The organism is Sporocytophaga myxococcoides, from assembly GCF_000775915.1.
GTDB classification, from domain to species: domain Bacteria; phylum Bacteroidota; class Bacteroidia; order Cytophagales; family Cytophagaceae; genus Sporocytophaga; species Sporocytophaga myxococcoides_A.
In genome coordinates this window covers 435,649-449,048 of sequence record NZ_BBLT01000005.1, presented here as the reverse complement: position 1 = coordinate 449,048, position 13,400 = coordinate 435,649, and the positions used below count along the sequence as shown (strand labels likewise).

The following is a 13,400-nucleotide window of genomic DNA, read 5'->3' as shown; positions in this document are numbered from 1 at the left end:
AAGCCTAAAAAATTAGATCTGGAATCTGCTCCACATTCTCTGATTTTATTTTAAGTTTAATAATTCCATTACCAAATGCCCGGTCATGAAATGTTAGTATTTTATCAGAAGATTGATTTTTCTTTGAAGGCAAATCAAAGCCTATAAGAAGGTTTACAAATGGCCCGATATTATAAGTTCTTTCAAAATGATAAAGCTTACAATATAATGTATCAGTTCCCTGAATAAGTTTTATATCGTTCTGACCATCAAAGGCAAAGTAATTTACTCTATGCTGATACTCCTTCCCTCCCGTAACGTCATACTTTAAAAGATCCCCTTGACTCAATCTGTTTGATAAGGTTAATGTGAAATACTGCATTCCTTCATATTCCTTTTTAGTTTCAGCAAAAATGTTTTTATTAAGCCCATTTGGTCCCAAAGTCTTTAAAGTTACATAGTCTATAGGCTTATACTGAACATAATAATTCAAGTCATCAAAATCTCTTGAATCAATAAGGCCATTATCTTTGTCCTCTATCCATTTTATATACTCGCTTACCTTTAAAGTCTTATTGGTACCTTTTATGGAGGCTATTAAAGATGGAATTAAGCCTGCATTCATTGATTCAGGACTAAGTGTTTTTTCTTGATTAGAACTTTTACAACTAAAAATTAAAATCGCAAAAAATGTAGAAAAATAAATTTTACTTAATGTCGCCATCATAGCGTTTATTACAATATTCCAATACTTCTTCTGTTAAATCGTCATTCTCATCAGCATACATAATTTCTCCAGCCCCATTAGCCCCAAGAACAAAATCGTACCCCTTCTTTTTACCAAATTCCTTTATGAAAGTATTGAGCTGCTTCCAAACTTGTTGAGTATACTCGTCTGCAGCTCTTTGATAATTTTCATTGTATTGCTTTTCTCTTATGTAATACTGTTGCTGAGCAACTTTAAATTCATTAATATTTTTCTCTGACTTTTTTGCTGAGTTATTCAATTCATTATAAGATATCTCTAACTCAGCTTTTAAACTATCAAGATCTCTCTGTTTGGCAAGCTCTAATTTCTTTAAATCTGTTTCTAATTCCTTTTTCAGTTTAAATTCACTAAAAACCTTGCTGCTATTGATATAGCCAATTTTAGGAATTAAAAGATAAATCCCAACTCCCCCGATAAGAAAGAGAAGTATAAAGAGGGCAGAGAAAATTTTAAAACTATTATTCATTTACTTTAAATCTTAAATACCATTTTTCGCTTTTGGAATTCTCAACTTCAAGCCAGTAAAAATCACCTGAGGTAAGCGAGGTAACGTCTACACTGTATCTGTTATCTCCATAACTGACATTTTGGTTTTGCAGAGTTTTCAGGTTCCTGCTTTTGTCATAAACTCTATAAGTCAAAGATGTGCCAGTAGGAACAGAGTACTCTTCTTCAAACCTAAATTTCAACTGTTTATCCTCTGTAAGATAATATCCTCCGTCTGGCTTGGATTTTAAGACAGCATAAGAATATAATGGAACCTGAACATATCCATTTGCAACTAAAAATTCCGGAGAACTAAAGTCATTGACACTTAAAGCCTTTAAGCTGATTAGTGGACTTGCCACAGGACCTGCCTGGACATTCGCAACAGCTTCCCATTTATTTGTAGTAGTTTTGTATTGGCCAATTGTATTAAAAGTACCATCCTGGCTTTGATCATAAAAGATCGTAATATCAACTGCCGGACCACTTGTCCGTTCTATTTTGTGATAAAACTTTTCATTTAAAGGATATGGAGGAGGAGTTGAAGGACGGGGAATCAAAGAAGTTCCCAGATCATAAACCGAATGAACAGTTACCGTATTATAAACAGCTTTTACACTATAAACACCTGCGGTTGCTTGTTTAGGTTGAAGTATGACTGGTCTATAAATCCATATACCAGAATTATTCTTTGCACCTACAGGAAAAAGATAATCAGATGTTGAATTCGTATTTCTTACAAAGGTTCCATTCCATTCAAAATTTGCAACAAAACCTGTGGTCCTGTTAATTGAAGATGGAGAGGGATTATTTATAGTAATAATGCCACCATCCATGTAAAGAGTAGAAGCCCCTAAATCTAGAAGATTGGTAATCGTTACATTATTCAGAAATGTTTTAATGTAATTCCCTACACATTCTACATTATAAAAATTCTGTCCTGTCTGTCCATTTACTTGCTGTGTAGTACCATTAAGATTAAGAATGGTCTCACTACCAGTAACATTAAAGTCTGAACCCGCAGGATGATCATTCTGCCAGTTTCCTTTTAAATATATCTTGCTTGCATTCTTTGAGTAAAACTTGCCTGCAGATTTGATATTTAAATTTCCATTTACCTTTAAGGATGAGCCTCCGAGAAGGTTGGTTGTTCCGCTGTTAAATGTAAAATTACTTCTAACCTCAAGTGTTGCCTGCTGCATATTAACAACAGAAGATCCATCTATTGTTGCATTGGTAAATATTAAATTGGCTCCTGTATTGGCACTGAAGCTGACAAAATTAAAATTAAGATCACCAGTCGCTGTCACAGAAGTATTAGTACCTATACTGATCGTGCTATTTGCAGCAGCATTAAGGGTATTATTTAAAATTACAACACAATTATTACCAATATTTAAGGTTCCTGAATATTGGTTCATATTGATATTGTTTACTGTCAATTGGCCACCATCCTGGACCAGGATTGTTCCTCCACTAGGCCCATAAGTAATATCAAGATTTACAATAAGCTTACTGGTTGAAGGAACAGTAAGAGTGCCTCCTTGCATATAAACACTATTGATTGTAAGTGTCGTAGAAGCAGGAACCGAATAATTTGATGTTGTTACTGTTATATCTTGTGCTAGGCAAGGTGTAGCAAGTAAAAAACAACTAAAAAGATAAAAAATATTGTATCTTTTTATACAATATGACTTTACAAATAATAACATAAAACAAAAAGTTCTGGCACTTGAAATCTGTTACAAACCTAACAATTAATTCCATTCCAGTAAACCATCTAATGTAATAATAATGTAATATACAGCATAAAAAAAGCAAAAAAAAATACATTCATCCATTTTATAACATAATTAAAGGTGTAATATTTGAATTTTATCACACAATACAAATAAAAGCAAAAATGTTATCCACAAACTTCAAAGTGTAATAAAAAGTACTTTTTTCAAATAAAAACATTAATTGCATTGCAAACTTTACTTTACACATAAGCTATGTATCAAAGTTGTTTCCCTGGTAAGATATTAAAAATTCAAAGAGAATACTATATAGTAAAACTCAGTTCCTTCTTGAAAGCATTATACAAATAATCAGATAGAATTTTGATACGCCTTTGTTTATACCCCATAAATAAACCAATATATATGTTTTATTTTGAAGATACGAAAAACTAATTAATGAAATCCCCAACTTATCATTATACAAGATGGTTCATTTAGGATTACATTGATTTAACTTATAAAATGTTGTCAGCTTTTATTTCATGGGCCTTCTCTTTTGATGATTTCATTTATTATCAAACCACCACTGTTGCTTTAAAATTACTTGTTAATAAAGTTTAGCTTACTGCATGTAATTTACTTCATTTTTACACCAATAGTAATCGGAGACTTTGACAAAGAACTCACTTATGAGGGTGACCAGAGCTTGCGAACTTTCATTTTACACAAACATGTGCATATACAGAAATTAAGTCTTCCTATATGTACATATCAACTTCTAAGGATTGATTGAATACATGATCCGTCAGCTCGTGTATCTTTAGCTTGACCGCTCTATACTCACTATTGACTATTATTTTTCACATATTCAATTCCAAAGTTTTAAACGGAAATCAACTTTCTGAAATACAGACACGACAAATAATTATAACAGATATATTGTTATCTTTATCAAATAAGCAAAACAAAAATCTCCTCCCAGCCTAGGTTTTGCACGTTGAAAATAGCCTTTTAGGAATAAAAAGTATTGCTAAAGACTCTATAATATTTTGGAAAAAGAAAATTCGTCTTTCTTTCTACTCTCCCGTTAGCCAGACATAAAAATCACTCATTTTTTCCTTACTCACCATAATGGATTCGTTGAAAGGAATATTAAGAATGATATTTACCTTACGGGCTAAATAAGAAGACGCCTCTTTTATCGCATCCCGGTTAATGATAAATTGTCTGTTGGCCCTGTAAAAGTCATTGCCCACGATTTGTTGTATCTCATCCAATGATTTGTTTACTAGATAATTTTTCTGATCAAACGTATGCAAATGACATACTTCATTCTTGATATAAAACAGGGCAATATCTTTGATTTTAACAGGAATGACTTTTTCACGCTGATACACCAGAATAGAAGTGCTTTTTTCCTGAGGAGCCCTGGTCAATGTCTGCATAAGCTGCAACAATGCCTGACTATCCAGACTAAATGTGGATTTGAGTGAGTGGAACTTGGTAAGGGCTTCCTGTATCATTACTTCATTAAAAGGCTTAAGAATATAATGAATACCATTGGTCCTGAACGCTGTCAGGGCATATTCATCATAGGCTGTGCAGAACACGATAGGAGCTTTGACATCTACCTGCTGATAAATTTCAAAACTAAGCCCATCCCCCAATTGTATGTCACTGAAAATAAGATCAACTGTAGGGTTCGCTTTAAGATAAGAGATAGCCTCCTTTACAGAGCTCAATATCTTCACTACATTGGACTGCGGATTTACCTGAATGATTATTTCCCTGAGATCTTCCGCAGTTATCGGTTCGTCTTCGATTATAATAATATCCATTACTCATCAAGAATTTTAAGACTTACCGAATATGCTTTGTCATTCTGGTCAATTTGAACATCATCTCCTGTCAACAATTTGTATCTTTCTTTTAGTATGCTATGGCCATTGCCAGTTGAAACTTCTACTTTGGTCTTAAGTTGAAGATTGTTTTGTACAATAATGCTGTTCCCCTCCGTTTCTATGGTAATGCATAAAGGATTCTCAGGGGTAAGTTCATTGTGTTTTATAGCATTCTCCAGCAAAGGCTGAATGGAGAAAAATGGAAGTTTCTTATTATAGAACTCGTCTTTTTCATTAAGATTGACATGATAGATTAAGGCGTCCCCGAATCGTATCTTCTGCATTTCCATATAATCGTTACAGATCTTCAGTTCCTCCCGTATGGTAGCTGTACCGCTTTTGTTTTTGGTAATAGTTACCCTGAGAAAATCTGAAAGTTTTAACAGGTAAGTTTCAGCGCTTTTAGGATCTTTTCGGATGAGTGATTTCAGAATGTTCAATGCATTGAAAAGAAAATGCGGTTTTATCTGCTGTTGAAGTAGCTGATTGGTCGTCTCCATATTGGAAGCTTTCAGTTGAAGCAACTCCATTTGTATCCGGTTTTTTTCATACTGATCGATAACGAAATTATGTATCAGGAAAATGAAGGTATACATTACAAAGTTGGCATAACTGATAAAGATGGCAAGCTGCCAGCCGTTGAGTGGTTCGACACCTGTTCCTGGTAAACTTTTTTGTACAAAGATTCCGGTATTGTGCAGATATAGCAGCAGTGTATGCTGCAAGGTAAAAACTATCAGGGTAAGAGGGTAACCGATTGCAAAGGTTTTTCGAGATATCCTTTCACCAGGATATTTCCGTCTTTTGTCAAAGAAGGAAAACAGAACAATATTGATAGCGAAATAGGAAATAAAAAGTGTACTCAGAGTTATGAATTTAATGAGCAAACCCTTTAAGCTTAATTCCTGCAAAGAAGTAATCAGCACTGTTCCTACCAGAAAAAAAAGAAACAGCCTTCCGCTTTCTCTCACTAGTACCTTTAAAGGAATTGTATATTGCATAAGGTTTATACTTTCAACAAACTATTTTTACTTAAAAACGAGATTTCCCCGAATTCAGGAACAATTAAACAGGCATTAAAATTTCAATTTTACTGATCTGCCTGAAGTTAAAAAAGAAGATATTCTGCCTGCAGGAGTATTTCAATTCCAGACAGAATATCTTAATTTTTTAATGAACTATTTTATTCTAATGATGCTCTTCAGCGAGTTCAGGAATAAGTTCATTTTCTTCTTCGTTCATAAGGGCCGCATAATTCGGTTTTTCACCTTTGCCGAACCGTTTTCCCAAACTATCGAATATTGAGTATACGACAGGAACTATTACCAAGGTTAGGAATAATGAAGATAACAGTCCTCCTATGATCACAATTGCCAAACCTCTGTTCATATCCGCACCATCACCTTGTGCAATAGCGATAGGCACCATACCTATTACCATGGCAATAGTAGTCATAAGAATTGGTCTGAATCGCGCATGATTTGCTGATACAAGGGCCTCATAAGTGGAGAACCCTTCAGCCTTGCGATGGTTGGCAAAGTCAACTAGCATGATAGCGTTTTTCGCTACCAGACCGATCAGCATAATTATCCCCAGGATAGTAAAGATGTTCAGTGTTTGATTGAACAATGCAAGGAACAACAGCGCTCCGATGAATGACAACGGAATAGAGAACAGAACCACAAAAGGTGTAACAAAGTTGTCATACAGCGCCACCATTACCAGGTAAACCAACAGAATAGACGCTAGCAGGGCAATTCCCAGGGATCCGAAACCTTCTGACTGGTTTTCCATATTACCACCCCATTTGTATGAAACTCCCGGCTTAAAGTTCAGTTTAGTGAACTCTGCCTCCCATTCCTGAGCTATAGTACCAGCAGGTTTTCCTACTACCTGTGCTTCTACAGACACAGATGGCGACTTATCTCTTCTTTCAAGAAGTGTTGGTCCGGAGCCAAAACTTACATCTGCGAATTGCTCTAACTTAATAACCTGTCCATGAGAATTAATGAATTTTAAATCTTTAACATCATTGATAGAGGCCCTGCCCATTTCATCATATCTGATATTGATGTCATATTCTTTGTCTCCTGCTCTGAATTTGGTATCGGTGTTTCCAGAGAATGCAGTACGCATTGCCATACCCACTGAAGCCACATTTAATCCCAGCGAATTCATTTTGTCTCTGTCTACCTTTACATTGATTTCAGGGTTACCATCTTCCGAAGTCAGCTTGACTTGAGAAGATCCTGGAATGTTGCGTAACAGATTCGCTGCCTGATTAGCAAATTCCATCGCATCTTCCTGGGTTGAACCAATAATAGTCAGCTTCAATGGTGCATTCTCAGCTCCCATAATACCTATATTTACGGTTTTAACTTTTGCTCCAACAAGTACTCCTTCCATCTCCCTTTTAAGTTTAGCAGAAAACACTTTGGTAGGTTCTAGTTTAGTGTGTTCCTTATTTACGAAAATATGAATCTCAGATTTGTATTTGGTTCCGGAGGTAGACATCATTCCGTCGGAGGCTTGTCCCACTGTGGTAATCATCCTATCTACTTCCTGCTTTTGAGACAAATAGGCTTCTGCCTTCTGAGTCATAAAGTTGGTCTGCTCAATCGAAGCGTCTTTGTTCATTTCGATTTGCAGATAAAACTCACCTTTATCGTTGCCAGGGAAGAAGTCAGATCCGATATATCCTTTTCCTACAAGCATCAGAGAGGCGAAAAACATTACAACTGAGATTGCCAAAGTAACTAACTTGTTTATTCTGCTCCTCAATGACCATTTCAGGATGGAACCGATTCCGGAAGTCAACCTGTCCAGACTACTTTCAAAGGCATTTAAAAATCTGCCAAAAAGCGAACTACCGTTGATATGCTCAAGTTTTCCAAAGCGGGAATACAACCATGGAACTACCGTAAATGAAACGAGAAGGGACAGCAACGTAGCGATCATCACAGTCACAGTAAATTGACGCAAAATGTTGGCAACGAGTCCTGTCGACAAGGATATTGGAAGGAAAACAACAACAATTACCAGGGTAATTGCGGTAACAGTAAAGCCAATTTCCCTTGCTCCGTCATATGCAGCCCTTACCTTATTCTTACCCATCTCCATATGGCGGTGGATGTTTTCAATAACAACGATAGCATCATCCACAAGAATACCCACCACCAGAGATAATGCAAGCAGAGACATCAGGTTGAGGGTATATCCCATAAGCATCAAACCTATGAATGTTGCAATCAATGACAATGGAATAGCAACCATGGTGAATGCTGCATTTCGTATACTATGAAGGAAAAGCAGCATAATTGCACCAACCAGTACAATAGCCAGCACAAGATCAAAGATCACATTGTTGGCTGCCTTAAGAGTATAATCAGAATTATCACTTGCTATCTCAATACCAAGGCCCTGAGCTTTGTAATCCTTCTCGATGGTTTGAATGGCACGTTTTACTTTCTCTGAAACAGCTACGGCATTGGCATCTGATTGCTTATAAACCTGTAATAAGATCGTGTTCTTCTGATTGATTCGGGAAATCTTTTCAGGGTCTTCTATACCGTCCTGCACATCCGCCACATCTCTTAAGCGTATTAAAATACCTGCCGGCGTCATAACAGGAAGCTCGCGCAATTCATCGAGCGACTTGAATTTTCCTGATAGCCTGATGGTAGTTTGGTTGTCACGCGTTTTTACGTTTCCGGTAGGAAAATCCATGTTGGACATGGCTATGATCTGTTCAATCTGTCCGATTGACAATCCATACCCCTGTAGTTTTTCAGGATTAACACTTACTTGAATCTCACGAGCTTCTCCACCAATCATATCTACTTTAGCAACTCCATCTACACGGGCAAATACAGGTTGAATTTTCTGATCCAACAGATCATACAATTCTTTCTCGGAAAGTTTGGAAGTTGCTGAAAGCTTGATAATGGGAATATCATCCAGCGAAAACTTATTTAGAGACGGCGTTTCTGCATCGTCCGGCAAATCTTTGACCACTGCATTGATCTTACGCTGAGCATCTGTAAGCAGGAAGTTGACGTCCGCATTACTGTTGAGCGTGATCATCACCACAGATACACTTTCAAACGATTTAGATTCGATCTTTTTAACGTTCTCCAGTGATGACACTGCATCTTCAATCTTTTTAGTGACCGAGTTTTCCACTTCAGAAGGTGCCGCACCAGGGTAAATCGTCTGAATGGTGATTACGTTCGTTTCAAATTTTGGTACTAATTCATAACCCAGTTGTGAATATGAAAAGATACCGCCCAGCGTAAGAATAGTAAACAATACTATTATGATACTGGGACGTTTGATGGATACTTCTGCTAATTTCATATGTCCGTGAATTAGTTGATTACTTCAACAAGGGTCTGGTCAAGCAGGTTGATTTGCCCTGATACCACTACCTTCTGGCCTTTGCTGACACCAGAAAGAATCTCAATGTAGTCTCCAAAATTTCTGCCTGAAACAACCTGAGTCAGGATCGCTTTTCCGTCTTGTATTACGAAGACTTGATTAGAGCTGATATTGCCCACAAAAGCGTTCCTTGGAACTACCAGCACATCGCCAGTCTGGTCACTTCCAAAGCGTGTGGTTCCGTACATTCCGGCTTTAAGCTCATTGTTGGGATTGTTTTTGATTTCTATTTCTACAGGAAAGTTAAGACTTCCATCTGCCTTTGGAGCAATAAAGGAAACGACTCCGGTCCATGTCTTTCCTGGCAAAACCGGTGTTTCTACCTTCACCTGCTGACCTAGCTTGATAGAAGAAATATTCTTTTCATCTACATAAACTTTCTGCTTCAGAGAGGAAACATTGACAATCTCAAACATCTGTTGTCCCGGAGAAACATAAGAGCCAGCTTCGATAGAGCGCTTGTTTACAACACCGGCAAAAGACGCTTTTACATTAACGTCAGAAGCGGTAAGACGAGCGTTTTGCAGATTATTTCTGGCATTTTCTAATTGAAGCTTTATCTGATCCAGCTGCTGTTTGGTTACACCACCAGTAGCGTAAGCGCTTTCAAAACGCTCAACTTCATTCTTAGCGTTTTCATACACGGCCTGCGCGTTTGACAGGGTTACATTCAGTTTATCTCCCCTTATGACAGCTAATACCTGACCTGCTCTAACAAATGCACCTTCCCTTACCAATACATTAGTTATTTTTCCAGAGACTTCTGAAGAAATCATAACTTCCTGTTTTGCGGAAAAAGTACCATTGGCGGCATACTGCATATTCATCTGTTTGTAATCAGCTACCTCTGCGCGTACGGCTACAGAAGCGTTTTTCTGAGCTACAATAGCAGTCTGTGCTTCGTTTTTTGCTTTATTGCTGCGAAGCACATAGGCAATTCCTCCAATAGCTGCCAGTATGATAAGACCTGAAATGATAATTCTTTTCATTATAGTGTTCTGTTTATTCTGTAGTGTAATATGATTTTAATTCCCCTCTCGCTTTTATAAGTTGTATTTCCGCCAGCTTATAATCCATTATGGCATTGGTGTAGTTGTTTTGAGCGTCGGAATAGGAAGTTTCAGCATCTAAAAGGTCGGTGAGCGATGCAAGCCCGTTTTTGTAATTGTTTTCAATATTCTCCAGCACCTGTTTGGCCAGAGACAGATTGGACTCTTGATTGTCGAGTGCAATCTGAGCGTTATTGATCTGTGTGAAGGCATTTTCTATGGCCAGACTTAATGCCAGTTTAGTATCCTTCAGATCCGCTTCGAACTTTTTAATTTCTATCTCGGCCTGTTGTACTTTGGAGCGATTTGAGAAACCGTTGAATATCGGAATGCTCAAATTAAGACCAACAGATGAAAATTTAGACCAATACACATTAGGATCGTTTCCTGCGAAATAAGGAAAGTTTGATCCCAGACCGAAATAGCCATAATTCGCTGATAAGCTGAGAGTAGGATAACTTCTCGCTTGAGTAACTTTTTTATTTAACCGAAGCAGATCACCTTGTTTTTCCAGAAGTTTGATCTCTGTCCTTTTATTAACAGTCAAATCTTCTTTTGAATAAAGCATTTTAGGTGCGTTGAAATCATTTTCGGACAGGTTTATATCCGTACTAATATCCATACCAATCAGAAACTTCAAAGAGTTTTCCTGTAGCTTTACCGCATTTTGAAGTTGCAATCTGCCACTTTTCAGGTTATTTAAGGATACGTTAATACGATCAAGATCTATTTTTTTTGCTAATCCGCTTTTCGTCAGACTTTCGATTACATCTCTTACACGTGTGGTGTTTTGAATCGTTTGATCAATGGTTTTGATCTGAGACCGGGTTTTAAAAACCTCATAATAGCTATTTGCAACTTTCTCTACAATTTGTTCATCTGTAAGTTCTGCATTGATCTGATAAAACTCCCGGGTAGATTTGGCCGCTTTTAGTCCCTGAAAAACAGACATATTAAACAGTTGCTGATTGAGCTGTAAAGCAGCGGTTGACTGCCAGGGTCGACCCATTTTTATTACCATAGTCTCTCCTCCCATACTAAGGGCTGTCTGTTGCAATATAGGGTTATATGTGAGTCCGCCATTGGCATTAATCTGAGGCAAGGCGTTAGCTCTGGCCTCATCAATCAAATAGGAGCTGTTCTGAATATCCAGCTTCGATTTGACAGCTTCTGATTTATACTCCAAGGCATAATTCACCGCATCTTTCAGCGATAGCTCGGTCTGCGCCCAGGCAAAACTGGTTGTTAGCAAGAGCAGTACCGCTATGGAAATTTTCTTTGTCATCTTAGTGGATTTTTTGAAATTTTTTGTGGTGATATTAGTTCGTTAGCTTATTGCAATATGAATTGCTGATTTATGGTAACTGTAGTTTTAGCTGGTAAAACAATGTGCCCTATTAATCCTTTTTTTGTACAAATCTAAGCTATGATGAAGAACAGCGGAATGGATATTGTGGCGAAACGGACAAAATGGAGGATGAAGTGGAATGCAATGCAGGGAGACAAACAGGAAGATTTTTTGATCGCATCCAACTGTTCAATCTCAGCAATTGTAAGGGATTTTCAGGAATCCACGCTGATTTTGAATGGATAAATGAGAGAATATTACCTTGGAACGGACCAAATGAAGGGTGAAGCCGAAAGGAAAGAGGGGGAAATGTGTAATGTATTCTGATAACATCAATAAATTTATCACTACCAGATTGGGAAACGGGCATTTTTATCTGATTTCAGCTTCCAGGAAAAAGAAACCGAAGTAAGACTAGTCCTTGTAAAGCCTTCTTTTACACCCCATCCCAATTACAGAACGATAATATTTTTTAACTCGTTATCAAATTAAAAAACCGCACCGTTATCACATGAATGGACAAAGTTAAAAGGACATTTAAACATTTATTACAAACAATAATTACTTCCTATATAGAAAATTATTATATCAATCGATTGTATGGACAAATTAAAGATTTTAATTGCCACTGACTTTTCAGAGTATGCAAGAAACGCTATGAAGTTTGCCCTTGACTTCTCTGATTATTATACACTTGATATAATTATATTTCATTCATTAAACTCCACAAAAAATAGTTCCCTTGAAGCTGAAGATGAAAAACTCAGAAAAGAATTTGATTATGCCAAACGACATAACCCCAATATTTCTGTTAAAACTATATTAGCTAAAGAGGAGAATGTTCTTAATAAAATAAATGACATAATTGAAGCAGAGGCTGTTGATTATATTGTAATGGGAGCAAAAGGTAAATCTGGCTCAGAGCCTACCGTATTTGGCAGTTATATCAGTGATATTCTTATTACAGCTAACTGTCCGGTTTTTGCAATTCCTTTAATAAGCCATAATAAAGGAATATCTAAAATACTTTGTTTGACAGAGATGGAAGAGCCGGAGCTTAAGGCTATTGAACAGTGCCTTAAATTATCAAGAATACATGAAAGTGAAATTGTGTTCTATTTTGCATCAGAGCATGAGCTGAGCCAAACAAAGAGAAAGTTGTTAAAATTAAAAGAAAGTATAAAAAAGATTACATCATATCCCCGAATTGAATTTGTAACTGAACGGTCAGAAAATATACTGAGCTCAATTGAAAACTACATATGCAATAGTCAACCAGATCTAGTTGTCACGTTGGGTAAAGAAAGAAGTTTATGGGATAGGTTATTCAGCAAGAAAATCACAAAAAACTTATGTTTACATACTACAGTTCCTATTTTGTCATTTCCTCAAAGATTCTGATAGTATCAATTTCAAAATCAATATTTTTAAATCAACTTCATTTAAGTGTTATAAAAGGCTAAACCAAACCTACACCCTTTTAAAATTAAAAATTACAACTTTATAATTATTAGATTTTTTTCATTTATCCTACTATAATTTATATTCAAGGATCTGATCAAAATTAATTAAGGTATGAAAAACAATGGCACTCTTCTATTTTTCGTCTGCTCCTCCTGAAGATCATATTTCGAGAAATTTATTATATAAAATTCTTCGATTCCATTTTGAAAAATTTAGAACGATTCCCCTATCTACTCTGTTAAATTT

10 protein-coding genes are annotated in these 13,400 nt (G+C 36.5%); 2 read left to right on the top strand and 8 right to left on the bottom strand.

What is annotated here, in order from left to right; translation table 11 throughout:
- Positions 1 to 4: 4 nt before the first annotated feature.
- The 8 genes from MYP_RS14390 to MYP_RS14355 form a co-directional block, all read right to left on the bottom strand.
- The gene (locus MYP_RS14390) at positions 5 to 604 is read right to left on the bottom strand and encodes a hypothetical protein (RefSeq protein ID WP_156140626.1); all 600 of its coding nucleotides are present in this window, start codon (positions 602 to 604) and stop codon (positions 5 to 7) included.
- An 82-nt stretch (positions 605 to 686) separates the two neighbouring features.
- Positions 687 to 1,214 (bottom strand): OmpH family outer membrane protein, encoded by a 528-nt coding sequence (locus MYP_RS14385; protein WP_045464582.1) that lies wholly within the window; start codon positions 1,212 to 1,214, stop codon positions 687 to 689.
- A complete protein-coding gene (locus MYP_RS14380; protein ID WP_045464580.1) occupies positions 1,207 to 2,946 on the bottom strand; it encodes a hypothetical protein in 1,740 nt (579 codons plus the stop codon). Before MYP_RS14380 ends, MYP_RS14385 begins: the two co-directional genes overlap by 8 nt.
- A gap of 1,085 nt (positions 2,947 to 4,031) precedes the next feature.
- Positions 4,032 to 4,793 (bottom strand): LytR/AlgR family response regulator transcription factor, encoded by a 762-nt coding sequence (locus tag MYP_RS14375; protein WP_045464578.1) that lies wholly within the window; start codon positions 4,791 to 4,793, stop codon positions 4,032 to 4,034.
- Positions 4,793 to 5,857, bottom strand: a complete 1,065-nt coding sequence (locus MYP_RS14370; RefSeq protein WP_045464576.1) for a sensor histidine kinase — start codon at positions 5,855 to 5,857, stop codon at positions 4,793 to 4,795. Before MYP_RS14370 ends, MYP_RS14375 begins: the two co-directional genes overlap by 1 nt.
- 187 nt (positions 5,858 to 6,044) lie before the next feature.
- Positions 6,045 to 9,212 carry an efflux RND transporter permease subunit gene (locus MYP_RS14365; protein WP_045464574.1) on the bottom strand — a complete coding sequence of 1,056 codons (3,168 nt, stop codon included), beginning with the start codon at positions 9,210 to 9,212 and terminating at the stop codon, positions 6,045 to 6,047.
- Between the two features lie 11 nt (positions 9,213 to 9,223).
- The gene (locus MYP_RS14360) at positions 9,224 to 10,282 is read right to left on the bottom strand and encodes an efflux RND transporter periplasmic adaptor subunit (protein WP_045464572.1); all 1,059 of its coding nucleotides are present in this window, start codon (positions 10,280 to 10,282) and stop codon (positions 9,224 to 9,226) included.
- 13 nt (positions 10,283 to 10,295) lie between these two features.
- Positions 10,296 to 11,627: a TolC family protein gene (locus MYP_RS14355; protein WP_045464570.1), complete on the bottom strand. Its 1,332-nt coding sequence runs from the start codon at positions 11,625 to 11,627 to the stop codon at positions 10,296 to 10,298.
- 141 nt (positions 11,628 to 11,768) lie between these two features.
- Here MYP_RS14355 and MYP_RS26120 point away from each other — a divergent pair, with 141 nt between their 5' ends.
- On the top strand, positions 11,769 to 11,936 hold the full coding sequence (locus tag MYP_RS26120) for a hypothetical protein (protein WP_156140624.1): 168 nt from the start codon (positions 11,769 to 11,771) through the stop codon (positions 11,934 to 11,936).
- A gap of 354 nt (positions 11,937 to 12,290) precedes the next feature.
- Positions 12,291 to 13,091: a universal stress protein gene (locus MYP_RS14350; RefSeq protein WP_045464568.1), complete on the top strand. Its 801-nt coding sequence runs from the start codon at positions 12,291 to 12,293 to the stop codon at positions 13,089 to 13,091.
- Positions 13,092 to 13,400: the final 309 nt, after the last annotated feature.

Excerpts from the sequence above, each read along its gene's own strand:
- MYP_RS14390 (WP_156140626.1), bottom strand. The coding sequence starts at position 604 with ATGAATGCAGGCTTAATTCCATCTTTAATAGCCTCCATAAAAGGTACC.
- MYP_RS14360 (WP_045464572.1), bottom strand. The coding sequence starts at position 10,282 with ATGAAAAGAATTATCATTTCAGGTCTTATCATACTGGCAGCTATTGGA.
- MYP_RS14350 (WP_045464568.1), top strand. The coding sequence starts at position 12,291 with ATGGACAAATTAAAGATTTTAATTGCCACTGACTTTTCAGAGTATGCA.
- MYP_RS14385 (WP_045464582.1), bottom strand. The coding sequence starts at position 1,214 with ATGAATAATAGTTTTAAAATTTTCTCTGCCCTCTTTATACTTCTCTTT.
- MYP_RS14370 (WP_045464576.1), bottom strand. The coding sequence starts at position 5,857 with ATGCAATATACAATTCCTTTAAAGGTACTAGTGAGAGAAAGCGGAAGG.
- MYP_RS14375 (WP_045464578.1), bottom strand. The coding sequence starts at position 4,793 with ATGGATATTATTATAATCGAAGACGAACCGATAACTGCGGAAGATCTC.
- MYP_RS14365 (WP_045464574.1), bottom strand. The coding sequence starts at position 9,212 with ATGAAATTAGCAGAAGTATCCATCAAACGTCCCAGTATCATAATAGTA.
- MYP_RS14355 (WP_045464570.1), bottom strand. The coding sequence starts at position 11,627 with ATGACAAAGAAAATTTCCATAGCGGTACTGCTCTTGCTAACAACCAGT.
- MYP_RS26120 (WP_156140624.1), top strand. The coding sequence starts at position 11,769 with ATGATGAAGAACAGCGGAATGGATATTGTGGCGAAACGGACAAAATGG.
- MYP_RS14380 (WP_045464580.1), bottom strand. The coding sequence starts at position 2,946 with ATGTTATTATTTGTAAAGTCATATTGTATAAAAAGATACAATATTTTT.